Here is a 24,597-nt window from a genome sequence, read left to right on the forward strand (position 1 = left end):
TCAATCCCTCAATGATGCCTGGAATCGCTCTTTTAATGCCTCTACACATCTGGCAACGGTAGCGGCAATCTCCTCTTCTTCGAGTGTACGGCTGGTATCCTGCAGGATCAGGCTAATCGCAAGGCTCTTATACCCTTCCGCCACACCTTTACCACGGTACACGTCAAATAAGTTTACGCCAACTACCTGATTTACGCCAACTTTCTTACATTCGGCTAAAACATCGGCGGCAGCCACGTTTTCCGCGACCAGCACCGCGATGTCGCGACGGTTCGCCGGGAAGCGGGAAATATCGCGCGCCTGAGGCACCACGCGGTCTGCGAGCTTGTTCCACTCCAGTTCAAACACCAGAGTGCGACCGTTCAGATCCAGTTTACGTTCCAGCTCAGGATGAACAACCCCAATGAAACCAATGCGTTCACCTTTAAGATAAATCGCTGCGGATTGCCCCGGATGCAGCGCGGTGGTCGCTTCAGCACGGAATTCGATATCCGCTAATTTTCCGGTTAAATCCAGAACGGCTTCCAGATCGCCTTTCAGATCATAGAAATCGACCGTCTCTTTCGCCAGTGTCCAGTGCTCTTCGTAGCGGTTGCCGCAGATGGCCCCGGCCAGCATCACATCCTGCCGAATGCCCAGCGGCGCGTTGGTGTCCGGCACAAAGCGCAGACCACTCTCAAAGATGCGTACCCGGCTCTGCTGACGGTTCTGGTTGTAGACCACGGTCCCCAGCAGGCCAGTCCACAGCGACAGGCGCATCGCCGACATTTCGCTGGAGATCGGGCTTGGCAGGATCAGCGCCTCTTCACCGGCGTGGATCAGCTGCTGGACTTTCGGGTCGACGAAGCTGTAGGTGATCACTTCCTGATAGCCTTTGTCATTCAGCAGCGTTTTCACCCGCTTCAGCGACAGGTCGGCTTCACGGTGGGTACCCATGATCAGACCCGCCTGCACCGGCTCATCAGGAATGTTGTTGTAGCCATAAACGCGAGCCACTTCCTCGACCAGATCCTCTTCGATCTCCATGTCGAAACGCCAGCTCGGGGCCACCGCCTGCCATTCGCCTTCACCCACCGTCACTTCGCAGCCGAGGCGCTGCAGAATATCGGTAACCTGCGCGTCGTCGATATGGTGGCCAATCAGGCGATCCAGTTTGCTACGACGCAGAGTGATGGTGGCGCGTTTTGGCAGAGTCTCTTCGTTGGTCACGTCGATCACCGGGCCGGCTTCGCCGCCGCAGAGGTCGATCAGCAGACGCGTGGCGCGCTCCAGCGCTTTATACTGCAGGGCCGGATCGACGCCGCGCTCATAGCGATGAGAGGCATCGGTGTGCAGGCCGTGACGGCGCGCGCGGCCGGTGATAGACAGCGGGCTGAAGAAGGCACACTCCAGCAGCACGTTCTGGGTTTCGTCGTTAACGCCGGAGTGCTCCCCGCCGAAGATCCCGCCCATTGCCAGCGCTTTGTTGTGGTCAGCAATGACCAGGGTATCGCTGTCGAGCTTCGCTTCGGAGCCATCAAGCAGGACCAGGGTTTCGCCCTCTTTCGCCATGCGCACCACGATCCCGCCTTCGATACGGTCGCGGTCAAAGGCGTGCATCGGCTGGCCCAGCTCAAGCAGCACATAGTTGGTTACGTCAACCACCGCGTCGATGGAGCGGATCCCGCAGCGGCGCAGTTTCTCTTTCATCCACAGCGGCGTCGGCGCTTTGACGTTGATGCCTTTCACCACGCGGCCCAGATAGCGCGGGCACGCCTGCGGGGCGTCAACCTGAATCGGCAGCACATCGTCAATGGTGGCGGCAACCGGGGTGATTTCCGGCGCCTTCAGCGGCGCCTTGTTCAGCACGGCCACGTCGCGCGCGACGCCGATGATGCCCAGGCAGTCGGCGCGGTTCGGGGTGACGCTGATCTCGATGGTGTTATCGTCTAGCTTAAGGTATTCGCGAATATCGGTACCGATCGGCGCATCCGCCGGCAGCTCGATAATTCCGCTATGATCGTCGGAAATGCCCAGCTCGGAGAAGGAGCACAGCATCCCTTCTGACGGTTCGCCGCGCAGCTTCGCAGCCTTGATTTTAAAATCGCCCGGCAGCACGGCGCCGATGGTCGCCACGGCGACTTTCAGCCCCTGACGGCAGTTTGGCGCGCCGCAGACGATGTCCAGTAGGCGTTCGCCGCCGACGTTGACTTTAGTGACGCGCAGTTTGTCGGCGTTCGGGTGCTGACCGCACTCCACGACTTCACCAACAACGACGCCGTTGAAGCTGCCGGCAACCGGCTCAACGCCGTCCACTTCGAGGCCCGCCATGGTGATCTGATCGGAAAGCGCTTCGCTGTCGATCGCCGGGTTAACCCACTCGCGTAACCACAGTTCACTGAATTTCATTGTTCTGTCCTGCCCTTATTTAAACTGTTTGAGGAAACGCAGATCGTTTTCGAAGAACGCGCGCAGATCGGTGACGCCATAGCGCAGCATGGTCAGACGCTCCATGCCCATGCCAAAGGCGAAGCCGGAATACACTTCCGGATCGATACCCACGTTGCGCAGCACGTTCGGGTGCACCATCCCGCAGCCCAGCACTTCCAGCCATTTGCCGTTTTTACCCATCACGTCGACTTCCGCGGACGGTTCGGTGAAGGGGAAGTAAGACGGACGGAAGCGTACCTGCAGATCTTCTTCAAAGAAGTTGTTCAGGAAATCGTGCAGGGTTCCTTTCAGGTTGGTGAAGCTGATGTTTTTATCAACGATCAGACCTTCCATCTGGTGGAACATCGGGGTGTGGGTCTGATCGTAGTCGTTACGATAGACGCGTCCCGGCGCGATAATACGGATCGGCGGCTGCTGGTTTTCCATGGTGCGGATCTGCACGCCGGAGGTCTGGGTGCGCAGCAGGCGAGTGGCATCGAACCAGAAAGTGTCGTGGTCAGCGCGCGCCGGATGGTGACCCGGGATATTCAGCGCATCGAAGTTGTGGTAATCGTCTTCGATTTCCGGGCCCGTCGCCACGGTAAAGCCGAGCTCACCGAAGAAACTTTCAATACGGTCGATGGTGCGGGTGACCGGATGCAGGCCGCCATTTTCAATGCGGCGACCCGGCAGCGAGACGTCGATGGTCTCTGCAGCCAGACGAGCATTCAGCGCCGCCCCTTCCAGTTCGGCTTTGCGCGCATTCAGCGCCTGCTGTACCTGCTCTTTCGCTTCGTTGATGACCGCACCGGCTGCCGGACGCTCTTCCGGCGGCAACTCACGCAGGGTGGTCATTTGCAGGGTCAGATGCCCTTTCTTACCCAGGTATTCCACGCGGACGTTGTCCAGCGCAGCAACATCTGATGCCTCGTTAATGGCTGCCTTGGCACTGGCAACCAGCTCTGCGAGATGTGACATGGTTTTCCTCATTATGTCGGTGCAGACACCGGTTATAGTGAAATTAATATTCCGAATCCATATACGAAAAAAGCCTCCACAGGGGAGGCTTTCTGGCGCTGTTTTCCGTTTCTTCTTTCACGCGCTAGCCTCCTGAGTTCAGGTGCTAAAGTAAAAAAAGAAGCGGAAAATAGCAGCATTCATGCTTGCATTACCTTGTCTGGTAAGAAACGTCAGACCTGTATTGAAAAGCCTGCGCCGATAAAAGTCAATGTATTGATGGTGTTGAAACGAAAAGAGGGAGACAAGCTCCCTCTTTCAACTGGCTTATGCCAGAGCTGCTTTCGCTTTTTCGACCAGAGCGGTGAACGCTACTTTGTCGAATACGGCGATGTCAGCCAGGATCTTACGGTCGATTTCAACAGAGGCTTTTTTCAGGCCATTGATGAATTTGCTGTAAGAAATACCGTTCTGACGTGCTGCTGCGTTGATACGTGCAATCCACAGTTGACGGAACTGACGTTTACGTTGACGACGGTCACGGTAAGCGTACTGACCAGCTTTGATAACAGCCTGGAAGGCAACGCGGTATACGCGAGAACGCGCACCGTAGTAGCCTTTAGCTTGTTTCAAAATTTTCTTGTGACGTGCACGTGCAATTACACCACGTTTTACGCGAGCCATGTGTGCTCTCCTGTATCTATTCTAAGTTAAAAAAGTTAAACGTTAACGACTTATGCGTACGGCAGGCACGCGATAACCAGGCCCAGATCGCCTTTGGAAACCATGGCTTTCGGACGCAGGTGACGTTTACGCTTGGTAGCTTTTTTAGTCAGAATGTGACGCAGGTTAGCGTGCTTGTGCTTAAAACCACCTTTACCGGTTTTTTTGAAGCGCTTAGCAGCACCGCGTACGGTCTTAATTTTTGGCATTTTAATAACTTCCACTTCGCATTGTTAATAAACGAAACAAAGGCGAACAAAACCAGTGAGCCGAAGCCCACCGGAAATGTTTCTTGATGGCCTTACTGTTTCTTCTTAGGAGCGAGCACCATGATCATCTGGCGGCCTTCGATCTTCGTTGGGAAGGATTCGACTACTGCCAGTTCAACCAGATCGTCTTTCACGCGGTTAAGCACTTCCATACCGATCTGCTGGTGGGCCATCTCACGACCGCGGAAACGCAGCGTGATTTTGGCCTTATCGCCATCTTCGAGAAAGCGAATCAGGCTGCGGAGTTTTACCTGATAGTCACCTTCATCAGTACCAGGGCGGAATTTAATTTCCTTAACCTGGATAACTTTCTGCTTCTTCTTCTGTTCCTTAGAAGACTTACTCTTTTCATAAAGGAACTTGCCGTAGTCCATGATACGACAAACTGGCGGCTCGGCGTTAGGGCTGATTTCAACTAAATCTACTCCAGCCTCTTCAGCCTTTTCGATAGCTTCTCTCAGACTCACAATACCCAGCTGCTCACCTTCCAGACCTGTTAAGCGAACTTCCTGGGCGCGAATCTCGCCATTGATACGATTCGGACGTGCCGTTTGAACTCGTTTTCCGCCTTTAATACCTTATTCCTCCAGTTGTTGAAGACTGCGGCTGCGAATCTCTTGTTGCAGCTTCTCGATCACTTCATTTACGTCCATGCTGCCGAGGTCTTTCCCGCGACGGGTGCGCACGGCCACTTTGCCGGCTTCGACTTCTTTGTCGCCACAGACCAACATATACGGGACACGACGTAAAGTGTGCTCGCGGATTTTAAAGCCAATCTTCTCATTTCTCAAGTCTGCTTTTACACGAATGCCCGCATTTTGTAGTTTACGCGTCAATTCGTTAACGTATTCAGCCTGAGAATCGGTGATATTCATGACCACCACCTGCACTGGCGCAATCCAGGTTGGGAAGAAGCCAGCGAACTCTTCGGTCAGGATGCCAATGAAGCGCTCCAGAGAACCGAGAATCGCACGGTGGATCATGACCGGCACCTGACGCTCGTTGTTTTCGCCCACATAGGAGGCGCTTAAACGCTGCGGCAGAGAGAAGTCCAGCTGTACCGTACCGCACTGCCATGCACGATCGAGGCAGTCATACAGGGTAAATTCAATTTTCGGGCCGTAGAACGCCCCTTCACCCAGTTGATATTCAAATGGGATATTATTTTCTTCCAGCGCCACCGCCAGATCCGCTTCCGCGCGATCCCAGGTCTCGTCGCTGCCGATACGTTTTTCCGGGCGAGTCGACAGTTTGACAACGATCTTCTCGAAGCCAAAGGTGCTGTACATATCGTAGACCATACGAATACAGGCGTTCACTTCATCGCGAACCTGATCTTCAGTACAGAAGATATGCGCATCATCCTGGGTAAAGCCGCGAACGCGCATCAGACCGTGCAGCGCACCTGACGGCTCGTTGCGGTGGCAGCTACCGAACTCCGCCATACGCAGCGGCAGGTCACGGTAGGATTTCAGCCCCTGGTTGAAGATCTGCACGTGGCCCGGGCAGTTCATCGGCTTAATGCAGTATTCACGGTTCTCAGAAGAGGTGGTGAACATCGCATCTTTGTAGTTGTCCCAGTGGCCGGTTTTTTCCCACAGCACGCGGTCCATCATGAACGGACCTTTCACTTCCTGGTACTGGTACTCTTTGAGCTTGGAGCGCACGAAGGTTTCCAGTTCACGGAAGATAGTCCAGCCGTCGTTATGCCAGAAGACCATACCCGGCGCCTCTTCCTGCATGTGGTACAGGTCGAGCTGCTTGCCGATTTTACGGTGGTCGCGCTTCGCGGCCTCTTCCAGGCGCTGCAGGTAGGCGTTCAGGGCTTTCTTATCGGCCCACGCGGTACCATAAATGCGCTGCAGCATCTTGTTGTTGCTGTCGCCGCGCCAGTACGCGCCTGCGGTTTTCATCAGCTTGAAGTGATGGCAGAAACGCATGTTCGGCACGTGCGGACCGCGGCACATATCGATATATTCTTCATGATGATACAGGCCAGGCTTGTCATCATGAGCAATGTTTTCGTCAAGAATAGAAACTTTATAGCTTTCGCCTCGCTTCACGAAGGTTTCACGCGCTTCGTGCCAGCTCACTTTCTTCTTGATGACATCGTAGTTTTTCTCGGCGAGCTCATGCATACGTTTTTCGAGCGCGTCGATATCTTCCTGAGTCAGGGTGTGGTCGAGGTCTACGTCATAGTAGAAGCCATTATCAACAACCGGACCGATAGCCATTTTGGTGTTGGGCCACAGCTGTTTGATAGCATGGCCTAACAGGTGCGCGCAGGAGTGACGAATGATCTCCAGCCCTTCTTCATCTTTAGCCGTGATAATAGAGAGGGTGGAATCGGTTTCGATCGGGTCGCAGGCGTCTACCAGTTCACCGTTTACCCGGCCGGCGATGGTGGCTTTCGCCAGGCCTGGGCCGATATCCAGCGCGACGTCCATCGGGCTGACGGCGTGATCAAAATGGCGTTGGCTGCCATCAGGAAGCGTAATTACAGGCATTTTATGTCCTTATTTGCAGTGGTGCCCCACACGAAAGAGCACATACAAAACAATATAATCATAATTATCACCAGGTTAAGGCGCAGTTCCCGCTTCACTCTGCGAAAAGAGGAGCACGACCGGAGCGATCGTTCCCGCCTGCTGCCGCCTGCTGATAACACCGGGGAGTAGTTTACACATCATTGGTACGTGATTAAAGCCGCAATAGCATAAATGATGGCGGAATGCGGAGAAAACAAGAGCGGCGCGGATAAAAGCAGAATATCCGCCAGGAAGGGCCGATAATAATCACCAGCGAAGCCGGACGATATTATGCGGGCTAACTAAAAGAGACGCGTTGATATTGCCTGCGTGATGTTTAGCGCGGGTCGTTAAACCGGTACCACTTTACCCGGCTTAATAGACTGCCCGTGAAGCAGTAGCCTGCGATATTAAGACCACTCGCCTGCCACCAGCGTATGCACATTAAAGGCATCGCTCATGGATTGTCCGGTGCTACGGGAACCGGGGGCAATATTCGATCCGGCCTCAACGTCGGTAGCTTTGGCGATACCTACCTGCGTATGGTCCTGGTTACCCGACGGCGGAACTGGCGTGGCGGCCGATGCGCCAAAGGAAAGCACGCACAGCGCCAGGGCTGCGATGGTAAACTGGCTTTTTTTCATGATGTTTATTCTCTTATTACGGAAGACGGACCGAACAATGTCTCCATTCGGTCAGTGGCTGTTAGTATAGATCCAGATCACATATTTGTCCGTTCAATATTTAGCTTTTCGTGTCAAATAGAATGAATATTTGTCAGCAAATGGAGAATAATGGAGAAAAGATGGAGGCCAGTTTCTTTTTATAAAAACTAAAACGAATTGCCAGAAAAAATAATGTCACTTATTGCTAAATCTAAAACGATCAGGCCGGGAAACCCGGCCTGAAAATATTACATTTTATACCCGAGGGAGAGCGAGGTCCGGCGATCGGTATGCTCCGGCGCAGACGCAGGCGGCTCCGAGTTCCAGGTGACGTTGTACGCCACTTTCAACGCAAAGTGGGCGTTAATCGCCACGTTTAACGCACTCTCTGAGTTGACCGTGGTGTCCTCGGCGCCAAATACCGATACCCCTTGGGTAAATTTGGCGTTATCGGTCATCTGCCAGGCCCAGGTTCCGGAGGCGTAGCCCAGCGGTTGAGTGTCGGTATCCCCGTCGGTGTATTCGTCATAGCGGACGCCAGGACCAAATTCAAACCGCAGGCTGTGCACCGGTCCGTTGAGGATTTGACGACCATAGCCCGCCGTCAGGACATCGCGCTGCTGATAGCCGTTATAACGGTCGGTTAGCCAACTGCCCTGCCCAAAGACGTAGTTCATATCGGTCAGGTTATAGCGACTACGACCACCGACTGCATATTTCTCTGAGGAGCGCTCATCGTTGGACGAGGTGTTGCTGGCGTTGCCCCACAGCGACCAGGCGGTGGTGTTGCCATACCAGGTCAGGGTGGAATCAGCCGTCATTGAGGAGTTCTTGGTGTTGCCGGACTGCGCCAGGTAACCTGCGTTGACCACCCCTTCGAACGGTTTTTTGGCAGCGGAAGGGTCATCCATGACGGTAAATACAGAATCATCGGCCATTGCGCCAACAGACGCAAAAAGCCCCCCCGCCAGCATGACCGCTGCGGGTACTGTCTTTAAAAGCTTCATTATAACTCTCTAAAATACATTTTTTTAGGACAGTACAAATGATGAACAGGCCTAACCATGCCGGCTCATTGAATTTAGCGTCCGTACAACATAAAAGAGACCTGTGGGTCCCGGAAACTTTCGCGAGGATCGCGGAGTGCAGGTCCTAAGAAAGGTAGCAAATTATAAAAAAGCACGAATAACATAGCAATCACTTACTCTTTCGTTTTTTGAATAAGACAGCTCCGGAAACAATCTTTATTTCATAATGAAAATACAGGCTTCTTTGCAAATCTCTCAGGGACAGCACTTTCCCTCCCTGAATCATCGTGCCATGCTTAAATAAAGCACAGTCGCCGTATTAAGGAGGAGAAGGAATGACCAAAATTTATACGCTCACGCTGGCCCCCTCGCTGGATAGCGCCACCCAGACCCCGCAGATCTACCCGGAAGGGAAACTCCGCTGCAGCGCGCCGGTATTTGAACCCGGCGGCGGCGGGATCAACGTCGCCCGCGCCGTGACCTTTCTCGGCGGCAAAGCCACCGCCATTTTCCCGATTGGCGGCGCCACCGGCGAGCACCTTGCCGCCCTGCTGGCCGATGAGCAGGTGCCGATCGAAACCGTCGAAACCCGCGACTGGACGCGACAGAACCTGCACGTTCACGTGGCCGCCAGCGGCGAACAGTATCGCTTTGTGATGCCCGGCGCCGCGCTGACAGACGATGAATTCCGCCGCCTGGAAGAAAAAGTCCTGACCATCGACCCCGGCTCACTGCTGGTGATCAGCGGCAGCCTGCCGCCAGGTATCAGCGTCGAAAATCTGATGCAGCTGGTTAAAAATGCGCAACAGCAAGGCCTGCGTTGCATTATCGACAGCTCCGGCGATGCGCTGGCCGCCGCGCTGGACGTCGGCAATATTGAATTAGTGAAGCCAAACCAGAAAGAGCTCAGCGCCCTCGTGCAGCGCGATCTGAGCCAGCCTGATGACGTCCGCCTTGCCGCTCAGTCGTTGATCCAGTCCGGTAAAGTGCGCCGGGTGGTGGTCTCCCTCGGTCCGCAGGGGGCGTTAGGGGTTGACGCCAGCGGCAGCGTTCAGGTGGTGCCGCCGCCAATGAAAAGCCAGAGCACCGTCGGCGCCGGCGACAGCATGGTGGGCGCCATGACCTTGCGTCTGGCGGAAAACGCCAGCCTCGAAGACATGGTACGCTTTGGCGTCGCCGCCGGTAGTGCCGCGACCATCAACCAGGGTACCCGCCTCTGTTCGCAGGCCAATACGCAAAAAATCTACGATTATCTCTGCGGACGTTGATTTCCCCTGCCCCTCCGCGCCGGCGGAGGGGAGCCGCGAGATTTGCAGGATGGTCTATGCTGGAAAGGCCATACATAACAACGGGGTGTCGAGATGAGCAATGAAATTACCGCCTGGGTCGTCAGCGTAACCTTCCATGAGCAGGTGCTGACGGAGATCAATGAGGTCAGCAACCATTTTACCCGTGCCGGGTTTGTACTAACGCTCAATGATGAAGAGGGCACGCCCCATGAGCTGGGCACCAATACCTTTGGCCTGCTGAGCGCCCAAACAGCCGAGGAAGTGAAAGCTCTCAGCGCCGGCCTGGCGGAATCGGCCCTTGGCCGTCCGGCAGAAATCGCCGTCAGCACATTCGCCGAGTGGTTAAAAGCTCAATAAATGCGTTTAGCGCAACGGAAAGCGTCAGTTGTGCGTCAGTTCCAGGTTTACCCGGTAGTAATGCGCTAACCTTATGATATGGTGGAAAACATGGGGAGAGACAGCATGTGGCAAGCAATCAGTACTCTTTTACGCGATTGGCATACCGAAGACGCTGAAATCGAACTGAAAACCGAGCTGCCCGGCGGAGAGATCCATTCCGCCTGGCATTTGCGCTTCGGCGGCAAAGATTACTTCGTGAAATGCGACGAACGGGAACTCCTGCCTATCTTCACCGCCGAGGCCGATCAGCTGGAGCTGCTGTCGCGAAGCAAAACCGTTCGCGTACCGCAGGTCTTTGCCGTCGGCAGCGATCGCGACTACAGCTTCGTGGTCATGGAATACCTCCCTCCCCGTCCGCTGGATGCGCATAACGCTTTCCTGCTTGGCCAGCAGTTAGCCCACCTGCATCGGTGGAGCGATCAGCCGCAGTTCGGTCTGGATTTTGATAACGATCTTTCCACCACGCCGCAGCCCAACGCCTGGCAGCGTCGCTGGTCGGTGTTTTTTGCCGAGCAGCGTATCGGCTGGCAGCTGGAGCTGGCGGCGGAGAAAGGGTTGCACTTTGGCGATATCGATACCTTAGTCGATGTGGTACAGCAGCGGCTGGCCAACCATCAGCCGCAACCTTCGCTGCTGCACGGGGATCTGTGGTCCGGCAACTGCGCCTTAGGGCCGGATGGCCCCTACATCTTCGACCCGGCCTGCTACTGGGGCGACCGCGAGTGTGATTTAGCAATGCTGCCGATGCACCCGGAACAACCCCCGCAGATCTATGACGGCTATCAGTCCGTCTCGCCGCTACCGGCTGGTTTTCTCGAGCGTCAGCCGATTTACCAGCTTTATACCCTGCTGAACCGGGCGATATTGTTCGGTGGCCAGCACCTGGTGACAGTCCAGCAGGCGCTGGACGATGTCCTGATGGAAAAAACGCGTTAGACAAGGTTTACGGCGGACCTCACCGGTCCGCCGCCCTGCATTATCAGTTAATCTCGACGCCGTTGAGGCGGAATTTAATGGTCATCGTCACGCCGGTTCCCGGTCTTGCCTGCTCGTAACGCCATCTGCGCATCGCGCTTTTCACCTCGCGCTCGAACATATTCGCCGGCTGGGCGGAGAGGATCTGCAAATTATCAATTCGGCCATCTGGCGTGACGTCAAACTTCACCCGCACCGTCCCTTCAATGCGCAGCGCCTGAGCGCGCGCCGGATAGGTCGGCTGGACACGGCTGATGGCCCGCGGGCCGCTCGGGGCAGTGACGGTGGGTTTGGCCGCTGCGGTGGAGGTGCTCGGCGCGGTGCGCGCTGGCGTCGTATTGTTGTTTTCAAACGGTGAAGCCGGACGCGGCTCCGCTGCCGGCTTGACGTCCCGCTTAGGCTGCTCAACCTTTTTCTCCGGCTTGGGCTTCGGTTTAGGTTTGGGCTTCGGCTTAGGTTCTGGTTTATGGATCACCACCGGCGCCTCTTTCGGCGGCTCAGGGACCACCTCAGGTTCCGGCTCTGGTTCGGGTTCAACAACGGGCTGCACGACGGGTTGCGCCGCCGGGGGCGGCTCAAGATCGGCCGGCGCCACCATGGTGATCTCTATCGGCTGCGTCGGGGAAGGCTGTTCAATAACCTGATGTACCGAGGTATAAAGCAGCCCCGCCACAACGGCACCGTGGATAGCCACGGACAGCAGCGTTGGCCACGGGAAGCGGCGAGGTAAATCAAGGGTCATTGCGCTCATAGTCGTTTCTGTTGAAAAATGATGCTACGATTTTAAATGCAAATAGCAATCATATTCAATAAGCCGTCTTAACCTGAGTCAATTTTTGCCGCCATTTGCGGAAAAAAGCCGCGTCGGCAGGGCATTCGGCGCCGGGGCGCATCTTTGCATTGCAGTCCATCGTCGTTTAACTTAACGTAATTCGCCTGTTTATTGATAAGGAGCTTTGCCGTGCTTTACGTTATCTACGCTGAAGATATCGCCGATTCTCTGGAAAAGCGGCTCTCGGTTCGCCCCGCGCATCTTGCGCGTCTACAACTTTTACATGATGAAGGTCGGTTGCTTACCGCCGGACCAATGCCGGCCGTTGACAGCAACGAACCGGGCGCAGCCGGATTCAGCGGCTCAACGGTAATCGCTGAGTTTGAATCGCTGGAAGCGGCTCAGGCCTGGGCCAATGACGATCCGTACATTGCAGCTGGCGTCTACCGCCAGGTCTCTGTTAAGCCATATAAGAAAGTATTTTGAAAATACCCTTTTCTTTTTCTGGTTAACCGCAAAAACACACCAGTCCATCAGATGAAAGGGCGCATTTTTCTACACAACATTAAAATGCCGCCCTTTTTAACCGCACGAAAGCGCTGGCTGTTATCCGCCTGAGATGCCTGGAAGATGAGCACATCTCTTCCCCAGCGACGACATCATCGACCATCACCTCGCCTTTTGCGGCAACAGAAAATGCCGACCAAACGTCGACGCCGGGCATGATATTGAATGGCTAATATATTGAATAAGTCTGTGACAGAGATCTTGCATGGATCTATCGCTTGCTTTGCATGCCAGCGCATCCCGACATCGTCCGGTAAATCTTAAACACAGTTGAAAGAAGATCGTTAAAGAGAGAGGGATTCTCAGCAACAGATATTAACGCCTGGAGTAAATAAGCATGTATATCCGGTTCAGCTGACATAGGACCAAATATCGCCTATCTTGCTGCATTCAGGATCGCGGTGTCTGGAAAGCAACCGGAAATAAAAAAATGCGCTGATCCAGGCATATCCCATAGGGATGAACGTATAAAGATCACGTGACCAGATTTACGTTACAGAGGATTTTTTTAATGCCTATTAATTTCGTTAGGTAAAATTCACGCGGAGTGATTGTAGGGTTATTATTGGTTGGTTAAAATATTTGAACGGGAATAACAAATGTTTTCAATAAGCCCTGCATTTTTTTGGGCTACCATTTATGCACCTGACGCTTATGAGGATTTTTGTATGAACACCCTGAAAAAAACCGCATTATTTTCTCTGCTTGCCTTATATATTCCTGTATCACAGGCCGCTGCGACAGAATATAGCCTGGATCCACAGCATACTTCGGTTGTTATTGCCTGGAACCATTTTGGTTTCTCTAACCCTACCGCCTATATCTCTGATGTTTCAGGGAAACTATCTTTTGACAAAGATAACCCAGAGAAATCCTCTGTGCACGTCACGCTGCCAGTCAAAACCATTGATACGCATGTCAAAGCGTTAACGGATGAGTTTTTAGGCAAAGAGTACTTCGATGTCAAAACGTATCCTGAGGCAACCTTTCAGAGCACCCGGGTGGAAAGTAAAGGCGGCAATAAATATGATGTTGAAGGTAACCTGACCATTAAAGGTATCACTAAACCGGTAGTATTGCATGCCACCCTGAACAAGCAGGACATGCATCCGATGGTGAAAAAGGAGGCCATTGGTTTTGATGCCACTGGGGTAATAAAACGTTCAGACTTCAAGCTTGATAAATATGTTCCGGCGGTGAGTGATAACGTGACCATCACGTTATCTACGGAAGCCTATGCCAAATAAATTTACACCCACAAAAGCGGTGCATTTTAATCAGAGTGGTCACCCCGATAGTTAGCATGAAATTGAAAAACGATCGACAACCCTACGCCCTGTTCAGGCTTCTGCAGGGCGGTTAATGTCTGTCGCAGAATAAGGAGTTCTGCCGGTAATTCCCCGTCATGCCCTGACAGACATCGCATAGATATTTCATTAGGCCACCAGGCGATGTTAAAAGGGAGTTCAGCGCAGGGCTGAGAAAACGACAACGGCACCGCGCACGGTGCCGTTAGCCTGCTCGCTTAACAGTCGGGGAAAATAAACAGCAGAGCATGGCGCTGCCGTTTCACCAGCCCCTTCCTGATGGCGAGGATCCGCATATTGCGGCGTGATTGGGCTTCCAGCCAGCGCGCTTTACGGCGATTCACCTGTCTCAGCATGCGCCAGCGCCCTACTTCCGTTCTACTACGCTTCATTGCAACGACTCTACGAGTGAAAACAGCCCCCATTATAAACCTCTGCCTGCGGCTGACCACCGCTTTCGCTGCGTTTTTATTTGCCAGAAAAATACTGATGCGTAAACTCATCACATAACGTCATTCAAAAGGATTTTACATCTATGACAACCTTTTACACGGTGGTGAACTGGCTGGTCATTCTGGGGTACTGGCTGTTGATCGCCGGTGTAACATTACGAATTCTAATGAAACGCCGCGCTGTGCCGTCCGCGATGGCATGGTTATTGATCATTTATATTCTACCGCTGGTGGGGATCATCGCCTATCTCTCCTTTGGCGAGCTGCATCTTGGCAAGCGGCGGGCAGAACGCGCGAGGGCGATGTGGCCTTCCACGGCCAAATGGTTAAACGACCTCAAAGCCTGCAAACATATCTTCGCGGAAGATAACAGCCCGGTGGCCGAGTCCCTGTTCAAGCTGTGCGAACGGCGCCAGGGCATTGGCGGCGTAAAAGGCAACCAGCTGCAGCTGCTGACGGAATCTGACGATGTTATGCAGGCCCTGATCCGCGATATTCAACTGGCTCGCCATAATATTGAGATGGTCTTCTATATCTGGCAGCCAGGCGGCATGGCCGACAGCGTCGCCGAATCGCTGATGGCCGCCGCCCGTCGCGGGGTCCACTGCCGGTTGATGCTCGACTCCGCGGGCAGTGTGGCTTTTTTCCGCAGCCCATGGGCGGCAATGATGCGTAACGCCGGCATTGAAGTGGTCGAGGCTCTCAAGGTCAATCTGATGCGTGTGTTTCTGCGCCGGATGGACCTGCGTCAGCATCGCAAAATGGTAATGATCGATAACTATATCGCCTACACCGGCAGCATGAATATGGTTGATCCCCGCTACTTTAAACAGGACTCAGGGGTCGGACAGTGGATTGACCTGATGGCGCGCATGGAAGGCCCGGTGGCGACCTCGATGGGCATCGTCTACTCCTGTGACTGGGAGATCGAGACCGGCAAGCGCATTCTGCCGCCGCCGCCGGACGTCAATATCATGCCGTTCGAAGAGGCCAGCGGACATACTATTCACACGATCGCCTCCGGACCGGGCTTTCCGGAAGATCTGATTCATCAGGCTCTCCTCACCGCCGCCTATGCGGCGAAAGAGCATTTGATCATGACCACACCCTACTTCGTACCCAGCGACGACCTGCTGCACGCGATCTGTACCGCCGCCCAGCGCGGCGTGGACGTGAGTATTATTTTACCGCGCAAGAACGATTCGCTGCTGGTGGGCTGGGCCAGCCGGGCCTTTTTCACCGAGCTGCTGGCAGCAGGGGTGAAGATTTACCAGTTCGAAGGCGGCCTGTTGCATACCAAGAGCGTGCTGGTCGATGGCGAACTGAGTCTGGTGGGTACCGTGAATCTGGATATGCGCAGCCTGTGGCTCAATTTTGAAATCACGCTGGTCATCGATGACGCCGGCTTCGGCAGCGATCTGGCGGCGGTCCAGGATGACTATATCTCGCGCTCGCGCCTGCTGGACGCCCGTCGCTGGTTAAAACGTCCGCTGTGGCAGCGGATCGCCGAGCGACTGTTTTACTTCTTCAGCCCGTTGCTGTAAAACGTGCCCATCAGATACCGAATGAGTAGCAATCATGGATATGGATTTAAACAACCGTCTGACCGAAGACGAAACGCTTGAGCAGGCATACGACATCTTCCTCGAACTGGCGGCCGATAACCTCGACCCGGCGGACATCATTCTGTTTAACCTGCAGTTTGAGGAGCGCGGCGGCGCCGAGCTGTTCGACCCGTCTGCAGACTGGGAAGAGCATGTGGATTACGATCTGAACCCGGATTTCTTCGCCGAAGTGGTGATTGGCCTGGCGGATACCGACGGCGGGGAAATCAATGATATCTTCGCCCGCGTACTGCTGTGCCGCGAGAAAGATCATAAGCTGTGTCATATTCTGTGGCGTGAATAACGCTGACTAGCCAGTGAAAAGCCTGCCGCGTTCCTCCCGGCAGGCTTTTTTTATGCCGAGGGTTTACTGCGGTAACGCATGGCCACAGGCGTGACAAAACCGGGCGTTATCGTCATGGTGGCCCTGCTGGCATTGCGGGCATACCCGCTGCTGACGCCGCCGGTTCAGGGCGCTGGTCATATGGGTGGTGATAAGCCCGGTCGGAATGGCAATAATGGAGTATCCGATCAGGATGAGAATGGAGGCCAGGATGCGGCCCAGCGGTGTATGCGGCGTGATATCCCCGTAGCCGACGGTAGTGATGGTTACAATGGCCCAATAGACCGAAGCGTTGAGCGTGGTAAAACCATACTCTGGCCCTTCTATCAGGTACATTAACGAGCCGAAAATCACCATCACAATGGCGATAAACGAATAGAACAGGATCAGCTGATGGCGCGCGCTGACAATCGCCCGCCAGAACACATTGAGCGAAGGCATAAAGCGCAACAGTTTGAGAATACGCAACGCGCGGATCGCCCGCATTGCCCGCCAGGCAAAGACATAATTGAGGCTAATTTCCGGCCACAGCCACATCACGTACAGCGGCAGGATGGTCGCTAAGTCAATAAACCCCCAGAAGCTGAAAATGTAGTGGAGCGGATTGGGCCATGTCGCAATACGCAGCAGATACTCCAGGGTAAAGACCGCGGTCACCAGCAGCTCCAGCCAGACGAAAATATGCCATTCATCTAATGTCAGATGATATTGCGTGCCCAGCCCCGACTCGACAAATATCACCACCACGCTGAGCAATGCGAAAAGTCCGCACAGACCTTCGAAGCGGCGGCCGGAACGTCGGTTTTGATCGAAAAGCAAATGATAAAGCCGCAGGCGAGCGGCAGAAAGCATACCCACTTCGTTAACCTCGCAAAAAAAAGGGCTGACCTGCGTCAGCCCCTGAGATTATAACGGGTCTACCTTAAGGCAGGAAACCGCATGGCGGAAGCTGCCTTCCAGCACCGGACGGGTTTTGGCGCACTCCGGTCCAGCGAGCGGACAGCGGGTGCGGAAGACACAGCCCGAAGGCGGATTAATCGGCGAGGGTAATTCGCCCTCCAGCAGTTGGATGGTTTTCGTTTTTTCGAGGTCCGGATCGGGGATCGGCACCGCCGACATCAGCGCTTTGGTATAGGGATGCAGCGGATTATGGTACACCTCATCGTAGGTTCCCAGCTCCACCGCATGGCCCAGATACATCACCAGTACGCGATCGGAGATGTGCTTAACTACCGCCAGATCGTGGGCGATAAATATCAGCGACAGTCCCATTTCACGCTGCAGCTGCTGCAGCAGGTTGACCACCTGGGCCTGGATGGACACGTCAAGTGCGGACACCGGCTCATCGCAGATAATCAGCTTCGGCTCGAGGATCAGCGCCCGGGCGATGCCGATACGCTGACACTGACCGCCAGAGAACTCGTGCGGATAGCGGTTGATCAGGTTAGGCAACAGCCCGACTTTCATCATCATCGCCTTCACGCGATCGCGCACTTCCTGACGCGGCATCTTCGGATGATAGGTACGCAGCGGTTCAGCGATGATTTCTCCGATGGTCATACGCGGGTTCAGCGAGGCCAGCGGATCCTGGAAGATCATCTGGATATCGCTGCGCACGTCGCGCCACTCTTCCTGCTTCATGCCCAGCAGATCTTTACCCAACCAGGCCACTTTGCCATCGGTGGCCTTCACCAGGCCAATGATGGCGCGGGCGAAAGTCGATTTACCGCAGCCTGACTCCCCCACCACGCCGAGGGTCTCGCCTTCATAGAGACGCAGCGTCACGCCATCTACGGCTTTCAGCGTTTTCGACGGCTGCCAGAACCACTGTTTGCCATCTTTAATATCGAAATGCACCTTCAGGTCGGCAATTTCGAGCAGGACTTTTCGTTGTTCAGTTACGGCGTTCATAGCAGATCCCCCACCGGTTTAAAGCAGGCGCGCAGGCGACCTGGCGCGAAAGACTCCAGCGGCGGCGCGCTGCTGCACTGTTCCATTGCATGCGGACAGCGCGGCTGGAATGGGCAGCCTTTCGGCAAACGCAGCAGGTTCGGCGGGTTGCCCGGAATGGTCAATAACGCATCGCCTTCGGCATCCAGACGAGGAACCGCATTCAACAGCCCAATAGAGTATGGGTGCGACGGCTGATAGAAGACATCGCGCGCCTGACCGTACTCCATGGTGCGGCCCGCATACATCACCAGCACTTTATCGCAGATCCCCGCCACGACTCCGAGGTCATGGGTGATCATAATGATGGCCGTATTAAATTCGCGTTTCAGCTCATTCAGTAACGTCATGATCTGCGCCTGCACAGTGACGTCCAAAGCGGTGGTCGGCTCATCGGCAATCAGCAGCCGCGGCCGGCACAGTAGCGCCATGGCAATCATCACGCGCTGGCGCATCCCGCCGGAGAACTCGTGCGGGAACATCTTCATGCGCTTGCGCGCTTCCGGCATTTTCACCGCGTCGAGCATCTTGACCGACTCCTCAAATGCTTCGGCTTTGCTCAGCCCCTTATGCAGCATCAGGACTTCCATTAACTGCTCTCCCACCCGCATATATGGGTTCAGAGAGGTCATCGGATCCTGGAAAATCATCGAGATTTGCTCGGCGCGCAGTTTGTTCAGCTCACGCTCGGGCAAATTGAGGATTTGCCGACCGTTAAAGGTGGCAGAACCCCCGATGCGACCGTTGGCCGCCAGCAGCCCCATCAGGGCGAAGGCGGTCTGCGATTTACCGGAGCCGGACTCCCCGACAATACCGAGCGTTTCGCCCGCCTGGAGGGTGAAGTTCAGATCATTGACGGCGGTGACATCGCCATCCGGCGTTTTAAAGGTGACGCGAAGATCTTTCACGTCCAGCAGCAGGCCGCTGTGACTCTGCGCTTGCGGCGCTTTTGCCGTTTCAATCATGGTCATGGCAGCGCTCCTTAGCGGTCTTTCGGGTCGAGGGCATCACGCAGACCATCGCCGATAAAGTTGAAACAGAACAGGGTCACCACCAGGAAACCCGCCGGGAACAGCAACAGCCAGGGCGAGACCTCCATTGAGTTGGCGCCATCGCTGAGCAATGCCCCCCAGCTGCTGAGCGGCTCCTGCGTCCCCAGCCCCAGGAAGCTGAGGAAGGATTCAAAGAGGATCATACTGGGGACCAGCAGCGAGGCGTACACCACCACCACACCCAGCACATTAGGAACGATATGGCGCAGCACGATGCTCGCTGTGGAGACCCCGCCGACCTGCGCCGCCTCAATAAACTCTTTGCGCTTCAGGCTCAAGGTCTGTCCGCGTACGATACGGGCCATGTCCAGCCAGGAGACCATGCCGATAGCGACAAAAATCAACAGGATATTCTGACCAAAAAAGGTCACCAGCAGGATAACGAAGAACATAAACGGGAAGGAGTTGAGGATCTCCAGCAGACGCATCATCACCGAATCCACTTTGCCGCCGAGATACCCGGAAAGCGAACCGTACAGCGTGCCGAGGATCACCGCCACCAGCGCCGCCGCCACCCCAACCATCAGCGAAATACGCCCGCCGATCGCCACGCGCACCAGCAGATCGCGACCGGAGGAGTCGGTCCCAAAGTAGTGGCCAGAGGCCATGTCCGGGGCATTGGACATCATGCCCCAGTCGGTATCGAAATAGGAGAATGACGACACCATCGGCGCGAAGGTCACGAACAGCGCAATGAGCACCAGCATAATCAAGCTGGTGACCGCGGCGCGGTTATGCATAAAGCGGCGACGCGCATCCTGCCAGAGGCTACGCCCCTCCACTTCCAGCTTCTCACTGAAGTTTTCCAGCGCCTCGCTATTTTTCTTACTTAACATCATGGCGAACTCCGGCTTCAGTAGCGAATCTTCGGATCGATAACGGCGTAAAGCACGTCAACGATGGCGTTGAACAGAATAGTCAGGGCACCCACGAGGATCGTCAGGCTGAGCACCAGCGAGTAGTCGCGGTTAAGCGCCCCGTTAACGAACAGCTGGCCAATCCCCGGCAGGCCGTAAATGGTTTCAATGACCATTGAGCCCGTAATGATGCCCACGAAAGCCGGCCCCATATAGGAGAGCACCGGCAGCAGCGCCGGCTTCAGCGCATGGCGCAAAATAATGCGGCGCATCGGCAGCCCCTTCGCCCGCGCGGTGCGGATAAAGTTAGAGTGCAGCACTTCAATCATTGAGCCGCGGGTAATTCGCGCGATGCTGGCGATATAGGCCAGGGAAAGCGCCACCATCGGCAGGATCATAAATTTCAACGCCCCGCCGTTCCAGCCGCCGCCCGGCAGCCAGTGCAGGGTAATAGCAAAGATCATCACCAGCAGAGGCGCCACCACAAAGCTCGGAATAACCACGCCGGTCATGGCTACCCCCATCACCGCATAGTCCCAGCGGGTATTCTGCTTCAAAGCGGCAATAACGCCCGCAGCGACGCCGATCACTACCGCCAGCAAAAAGGCAGCGAAGCCCAGTTTCGCCGAAACCGGGAAGCTGGCCGCCACCAGATCGTTGACCGAATAATCTTTGTATTTAAAGGAGGGACCAAAATCGCCATGCGCCAGCTGCTTCAGGTAATTGAAGTACTGCGTCATGATGGGGTCGTTTAAATGGTATTTTGCTTCAATATTCGCCATGACTTCCGGCGGTAGCGTGCGTTCCCCGGTAAAAGGACTTCCCGGAGCCAGACGCATCATGAAGAATGAAATGGTAATAAGAATGAATAGCGTCGGAATCGCTTCCAGACAGCGACGTAAGATAAATTTTAACATTGCCCGTACCTTCTGGCGTGTGCCTTTGCACTGCTCTCAAATAAGACACGATGGAGCGAGCACAGGCTCGCTCCACGTATTGCCATTAATGTTTGATAACGTAAAGGTCTTTGGTATAGACGTTATCCATCGGGTCTTTACCGGTGTAGCCACCGACCCACGGTTTCACCAGGCGGGCGTTAACGTAGTAATAGACCGGTACGATCGCGCTGTCTTTGTCCAGCTGCTGCTCTGCTTTCGCATAGGCTGCAGTGCGCTGCGCTTCATCGGATGCTTTCACGGATTCAGCCATAATCTTATCGAACGCCGGGCTCTTATAGTGCGCAGTGTTCATTGAGCTGTCTGAAAGCATGGTATTCAGGAATGAGGTTGGCTCGTTATAGTCGGCGCACCAGCCTGCACGCGCCACGTCATAGGTACCCTGATGACGGGTATCGAGGAACGTTTTCCACTCCTGGTTGACTAACTTCACGTCAATGCCCAGGTTTTTACGCCACAGCGAGGCGGCGGCAATCGCCAGCTTCTTGTGCAAATCAGAGGTGTTATACAGCAGGTTGAAGGTCAACGGTTTATCGGCGCTATAGCCGGCTTCGGCCAGCAGTTTTTTCGCTTCTTCATTCCGTTTTTCCTGCGACCAGGTAAACCATTCCGGCTCGGTCAGTTTCGCGCCATCGGTATACGGCGGGGTGTAGCCGTAGGCCGGCAGATCGCCCTGTCCTTTTACCTTATTGGCAATAATGTCGCGGTCCAGACCCAGCTTCAGCGCGGTACGTACGCGCACGTCGGTGAACGGTGCTTTCTGATTGTTAATTTCGTAGTAATAAGTACACAGATACGGGTCAACGTGCAGCTCGTTCGGGATCTCTTTTTTCAGTTTCTGGAAGAGCTCGATCGGCAGCTGGTTATAGGTCATATCCAGCTCACCGCTGCGGTAACGGTTAACATAGGTCACTTCAGAAGAGGTCGGCAGCCAGGTGACAGTGTTAATAACGGTTTTGGCATTATCCCAGTAATGCGGGTTGCGCTCCATGACGATACGTTCGTTGACCACCCAGTCTTTCAGGGTGTACGCGCCGTTGGTGACGATATTGCCAGGCTGCGTCCACTTCTCGCCAAATTTTTCAATCGCTGGTTTGTAGACAGGAGACATCGCCGGGTTAACCAGCAGTTTATAAAAATAGGGTACTGGCTCGCTGAGGGTGACTTCCAGCGTGTGGTCGTCAATGGCTTTTACGCCCAGTTCGCTCGGAGCTTTCTTGCCGTCAATGATTTCGTCGACGTTCACGATATGACCATACTGCGGATAGCTGGCATAAGGAGACGCGGTTTTCGGATCCACCAGACGCTGCCAGCTATAAACGAAGTCCTGGGCGGTCACCGGCTCGCCGTTAGACCATTTCGCATCTTTACGCAGATGGAAAGTCCAGACTTTGAAATCTTTATTATCCCAGCTCTCTGCCACGCCAGGGATCGGGTGGCCATCTTTCGGCGAGGTATTCAGCAAGCCTTCGAACAGGTCGCGGCTAATATTCGCCTCAGGCACCCCTTCGATTTTATTCGGGTCCAGCGATTGCGGTTCGGCGCCGCTATTTCGCACCAGCGTTTGCTTATCCGAAAGTTGCACACCGGCCGGGACATCCGCTGCCATAGCCATATTGCCGGCCATGAGTGCGGATAGCACTCCTGCGGCGATCAAACGTTTTTTAGTGATGATGGTCATTGTGTTGTAACTCCAGTCATTATAATTACTGGTTTTTTAACCAGCCTGTTTTTTTCCCGTTTAGGGGATCTGTCCAGCGCAGGAGTGTTTGCGATTGGCAGATTGCTATCACCGACTTATTTATTACGACCGCTCGAACGGCAGTCTTAACGTCGATTCGTTCCCCCTCGCTGGGGGGCAGTTCCGGCATAGCGAGATCATTAAAAATGATTCTCATTTACGCACATAATTCAGCAGACGATAACGGCGGAAAGTACCAAAAGGTAAACACCTCCGCCAATGCAATTTGCAAATATGTTACCGGATTCTCTTTTATTGCCGGCTTTGCCAGCGTTACTCGCGGTTGTCACAAAACACCGATAGGAAAATATCATTATTAATCATTTAGTTATGATGCTTCCACCAGCCAACATACTGATCAACGACCGCAAGATGATTTTTTGTACAAAAATTTAACAATAGATTACTTTTTAGCACATTCATCTACAGCCTTGTTAAAATTACTAATATCATTTCGATGATCCGACAGCAAGTACCAGAGAATGATGTGAAGAAAATAACATCACAGGATGGGGAGACGTGAGGGGAATGTTAAGAGAAATATTTCATATATTAATGAAAATTATGGAATTAATAGCGATATCGCAAAATGTTATTCCTACCGCCGGTTACGCGCTGGCTAATAGGTTTTGCTAATAATCGCGCAGGCGAGAAGGGAACCTACCCGCCTGCGTGGCAACCAGCTAACTCAGCAGCCCCGGAAAGAGCGCTTTAATCCCCGTCACAATAAACTCAATGCCAAGGGCCATCAGCAGCAGGCCCATAATACGGGTGATAACGTTGATCCCTGTCTGCCCTAGCAGACGCACCAGCCACGGCGCCATGCGGAAAATCCCCCAGCAGCAGAGGGCAAAGACGGCAATCGCCAGTGAAAAACCGACGAGGTGCACCCAGGAGTGATACCGCGTACCCCACACGATAGTGGAACTGATTGCCCCCGGTCCGGCCATTAGCGGTAGCGCGAGAGGAACCACGCCGATGCTCTCCCGCACCGCCGTCTCCGACTTCTCCTGCTTGTTCTGCTTATCTTCACCGAGCTTACCGCTGATCATCGACATCGCGATGGTCACCACCAGGATGCCGCCGGCGATACGGAACGAATCAATGGAGATACCAAAAATCTGCAGAATGCCATCGCCGAGAAACAATGACGTCAGGAGGATGATCGCCACCGACAGGTTGGCGGTCAGGTTGGTCTTATTGCGCACTGCTGCCGGTTGGTAGCTGGTCATACTAATGAACACCGGAATAATGCCCACCGGGTTAACCAGAGCAAATAAGCCGATGAAAAACTTGAAATATGCAGAAAAATCGAACAGTGATTGAGTCACAATGGGCTCCGCAGCATCATCAAAATTGGCGGTTGACTGTTAACAGCATAAAATAACTGCGCGAAACATACGCTTTTTGCATGCAATATTCATTATAAATATGCATAACCCGGTGATATGTATCGAATGTTAGCTATTTGTAGTTTTAATGCTAATCGTTTTTTTAATTTCAAAACCCTCCCATTACACTTGATCGAACCGGTCAAAAAGCAGCCAGCTGAAAGGTATCAGCAGTGCCAATACTTGATCTAAATCACGTAATTTGTACTCAGAAGTGAGTAATCTTGATGACACCAACAGAGTGGAAGGCAGCAGTACCTGAAAGTTAAAAAGATAAAGCTTTTTTAGTAAATCGGTAAAACAGCGTCCTGATTTTCCTACATAAACATTTACATGCAAGCTGTTTACAGCCTGTCTATAATG

Annotated in this window: 26 protein-coding genes and 1 other annotated feature; of the genes, 7 read left to right on the top strand and 19 right to left on the bottom strand. The window is 54.1% G+C overall.

Annotation, left to right across the window (positions count from 1 at the left end; genetic code table 11):
- From pheT to ACLEXF_RS06450, 9 genes are all read right to left on the bottom strand, one after another.
- On the bottom strand, positions 1-2,388 hold the full coding sequence (pheT, locus tag ACLEXF_RS06410) for a phenylalanine--tRNA ligase subunit beta (RefSeq protein ID WP_205437229.1): 2,388 nt from the start codon (positions 2,386-2,388) through the stop codon (positions 1-3).
- Positions 2,389-2,403: 15 nt separating this feature from the next.
- Positions 2,404-3,387, bottom strand: a complete 984-nt coding sequence (pheS, locus tag ACLEXF_RS06415; protein WP_002909105.1) for a phenylalanine--tRNA ligase subunit alpha — start codon at positions 3,385-3,387, stop codon at positions 2,404-2,406.
- 63 nt (positions 3,388-3,450) lie between these two features.
- Positions 3,451-3,575 (bottom strand) — a sequence feature (Phe leader region).
- The gene (gene pheM / locus ACLEXF_RS06420) at positions 3,526-3,570 is read right to left on the bottom strand and encodes a pheST operon leader peptide PheM (protein WP_001386830.1); all 45 of its coding nucleotides are present in this window, start codon (positions 3,568-3,570) and stop codon (positions 3,526-3,528) included. It overlaps the preceding feature by 45 nt.
- Before the next feature lie 118 nt (positions 3,576-3,693).
- Positions 3,694-4,050, bottom strand: coding sequence for a 50S ribosomal protein L20 (gene rplT, locus ACLEXF_RS06425; RefSeq protein ID WP_000124850.1), 357 nt, complete (start codon positions 4,048-4,050; stop codon positions 3,694-3,696).
- 50 nt (positions 4,051-4,100) lie between these two features.
- Entirely contained in the window at positions 4,101-4,298 is a 198-nt protein-coding gene (rpmI, locus tag ACLEXF_RS06430; protein ID WP_001124225.1) for a 50S ribosomal protein L35, read from the bottom strand.
- A 92-nt stretch (positions 4,299-4,390) separates the two neighbouring features.
- Positions 4,391-4,933: a translation initiation factor IF-3 gene (gene infC, locus ACLEXF_RS06435; RefSeq protein WP_004189469.1), complete on the bottom strand. Its 543-nt coding sequence runs from the start codon at positions 4,931-4,933 to the stop codon at positions 4,391-4,393.
- 3 nt (positions 4,934-4,936) lie between these two features.
- On the bottom strand, positions 4,937-6,865 hold the full coding sequence (thrS, locus tag ACLEXF_RS06440; RefSeq protein ID WP_017900777.1) for a threonine--tRNA ligase: 1,929 nt from the start codon (positions 6,863-6,865) through the stop codon (positions 4,937-4,939).
- Positions 6,866-7,296: 431 nt separating this feature from the next.
- Positions 7,297-7,530: a hypothetical protein gene (locus ACLEXF_RS06445; RefSeq protein WP_004203141.1), complete on the bottom strand. Its 234-nt coding sequence runs from the start codon at positions 7,528-7,530 to the stop codon at positions 7,297-7,299.
- A gap of 269 nt (positions 7,531-7,799) precedes the next feature.
- Entirely contained in the window at positions 7,800-8,558 is a 759-nt protein-coding gene (locus ACLEXF_RS06450; RefSeq protein ID WP_004203142.1) for a DUF481 domain-containing protein, read from the bottom strand.
- A gap of 356 nt (positions 8,559-8,914) precedes the next feature.
- Between ACLEXF_RS06450 and pfkB the strand changes: the two genes are divergently transcribed.
- From pfkB to ACLEXF_RS06465, 3 genes are all read left to right on the top strand, one after another.
- Entirely contained in the window at positions 8,915-9,847 is a 933-nt protein-coding gene (gene pfkB, locus ACLEXF_RS06455; protein ID WP_004203145.1) for a 6-phosphofructokinase II, read from the top strand.
- Between the two features lie 93 nt (positions 9,848-9,940).
- Positions 9,941-10,225 carry a type V toxin-antitoxin system endoribonuclease antitoxin GhoS gene (gene ghoS / locus ACLEXF_RS06460; RefSeq protein WP_004203147.1) on the top strand — a complete coding sequence of 95 codons (285 nt, stop codon included), beginning with the start codon at positions 9,941-9,943 and terminating at the stop codon, positions 10,223-10,225.
- Between the two features lie 105 nt (positions 10,226-10,330).
- The gene (locus tag ACLEXF_RS06465) at positions 10,331-11,203 is read left to right on the top strand and encodes a fructosamine kinase family protein (RefSeq protein WP_004203150.1); all 873 of its coding nucleotides are present in this window, start codon (positions 10,331-10,333) and stop codon (positions 11,201-11,203) included.
- A gap of 43 nt (positions 11,204-11,246) precedes the next feature.
- On the opposite strand, the gene tonB is transcribed toward ACLEXF_RS06465, so the two are convergent.
- The gene (tonB, locus tag ACLEXF_RS06470) at positions 11,247-11,993 is read right to left on the bottom strand and encodes a TonB system transport protein TonB (RefSeq protein WP_004203153.1); all 747 of its coding nucleotides are present in this window, start codon (positions 11,991-11,993) and stop codon (positions 11,247-11,249) included.
- A gap of 210 nt (positions 11,994-12,203) precedes the next feature.
- Here tonB and ACLEXF_RS06475 point away from each other — a divergent pair, with 210 nt between their 5' ends.
- A complete protein-coding gene (locus ACLEXF_RS06475) occupies positions 12,204-12,500 on the top strand; it encodes a YciI family protein (RefSeq protein ID WP_002910042.1) in 297 nt (98 codons plus the stop codon).
- Positions 12,501-13,180: 680 nt separating this feature from the next.
- Complete coding sequence (locus ACLEXF_RS06480; protein WP_072206868.1) at positions 13,181-13,828, top strand: YceI family protein; 648 nt, start codon at positions 13,181-13,183, stop codon at positions 13,826-13,828.
- A 278-nt stretch (positions 13,829-14,106) separates the two neighbouring features.
- On the opposite strand, the gene ACLEXF_RS06485 is transcribed toward ACLEXF_RS06480, so the two are convergent.
- The gene (locus ACLEXF_RS06485; protein ID WP_023290120.1) at positions 14,107-14,280 is read right to left on the bottom strand and encodes a YciY family protein; all 174 of its coding nucleotides are present in this window, start codon (positions 14,278-14,280) and stop codon (positions 14,107-14,109) included.
- A gap of 143 nt (positions 14,281-14,423) precedes the next feature.
- Here ACLEXF_RS06485 and cls point away from each other — a divergent pair, with 143 nt between their 5' ends.
- Both cls and ACLEXF_RS06495 read left to right on the top strand, forming a co-directional pair.
- Positions 14,424-15,884: a cardiolipin synthase gene (gene cls / locus ACLEXF_RS06490; protein WP_004203158.1), complete on the top strand. Its 1,461-nt coding sequence runs from the start codon at positions 14,424-14,426 to the stop codon at positions 15,882-15,884.
- A 34-nt stretch (positions 15,885-15,918) separates the two neighbouring features.
- A complete protein-coding gene (locus ACLEXF_RS06495) occupies positions 15,919-16,248 on the top strand; it encodes an HI1450 family dsDNA-mimic protein (protein ID WP_002910079.1) in 330 nt (109 codons plus the stop codon).
- 63 nt (positions 16,249-16,311) lie between these two features.
- Here ACLEXF_RS06495 and ACLEXF_RS06500 read toward each other — a convergent pair whose 3' ends face one another.
- The 8 genes from ACLEXF_RS06500 to ACLEXF_RS06535 all read right to left on the bottom strand — a co-directional run bounded on the left by ACLEXF_RS06500 (position 16,312) and on the right by ACLEXF_RS06535 (position 24,573).
- Positions 16,312-17,139 (bottom strand): ion transporter, encoded by an 828-nt coding sequence (locus ACLEXF_RS06500; protein WP_004203160.1) that lies wholly within the window; start codon positions 17,137-17,139, stop codon positions 16,312-16,314.
- A gap of 54 nt (positions 17,140-17,193) precedes the next feature.
- Positions 17,194-18,198, bottom strand: coding sequence for a murein tripeptide/oligopeptide ABC transporter ATP-binding protein OppF (gene oppF, locus ACLEXF_RS06505; RefSeq protein WP_002910083.1), 1,005 nt, complete (start codon positions 18,196-18,198; stop codon positions 17,194-17,196).
- Positions 18,195-19,208 (bottom strand): ABC transporter ATP-binding protein, encoded by a 1,014-nt coding sequence (locus tag ACLEXF_RS06510; protein ID WP_004151853.1) that lies wholly within the window; start codon positions 19,206-19,208, stop codon positions 18,195-18,197. Before ACLEXF_RS06510 ends, oppF begins: the two co-directional genes overlap by 4 nt.
- A gap of 11 nt (positions 19,209-19,219) precedes the next feature.
- Entirely contained in the window at positions 19,220-20,128 is a 909-nt protein-coding gene (gene oppC / locus ACLEXF_RS06515; protein ID WP_004145396.1) for an oligopeptide ABC transporter permease OppC, read from the bottom strand.
- Between the two features lie 14 nt (positions 20,129-20,142).
- Complete coding sequence (oppB, locus tag ACLEXF_RS06520) at positions 20,143-21,063, bottom strand: oligopeptide ABC transporter permease OppB (RefSeq protein ID WP_002910089.1); 921 nt, start codon at positions 21,061-21,063, stop codon at positions 20,143-20,145.
- Between the two features lie 85 nt (positions 21,064-21,148).
- Positions 21,149-22,783 (bottom strand): oligopeptide ABC transporter substrate-binding protein OppA, encoded by a 1,635-nt coding sequence (gene oppA / locus ACLEXF_RS06525; RefSeq protein ID WP_004203164.1) that lies wholly within the window; start codon positions 22,781-22,783, stop codon positions 21,149-21,151.
- A 743-nt stretch (positions 22,784-23,526) separates the two neighbouring features.
- Positions 23,527-24,174 carry a YchE family NAAT transporter gene (locus ACLEXF_RS06530; RefSeq protein ID WP_002910095.1) on the bottom strand — a complete coding sequence of 216 codons (648 nt, stop codon included), beginning with the start codon at positions 24,172-24,174 and terminating at the stop codon, positions 23,527-23,529.
- 183 nt (positions 24,175-24,357) lie between these two features.
- Complete coding sequence (locus ACLEXF_RS06535) at positions 24,358-24,573, bottom strand: hypothetical protein (protein WP_032456270.1); 216 nt, start codon at positions 24,571-24,573, stop codon at positions 24,358-24,360.
- Positions 24,574-24,597: the final 24 nt, after the last annotated feature.

Origin of the sequence: Klebsiella pneumoniae complex sp. WS1778, assembly GCF_049472055.1 — a bacterium.
In the GTDB taxonomy this organism is placed as follows: Bacteria; Pseudomonadota; Gammaproteobacteria; order Enterobacterales; family Enterobacteriaceae; genus Klebsiella; species Klebsiella quasipneumoniae.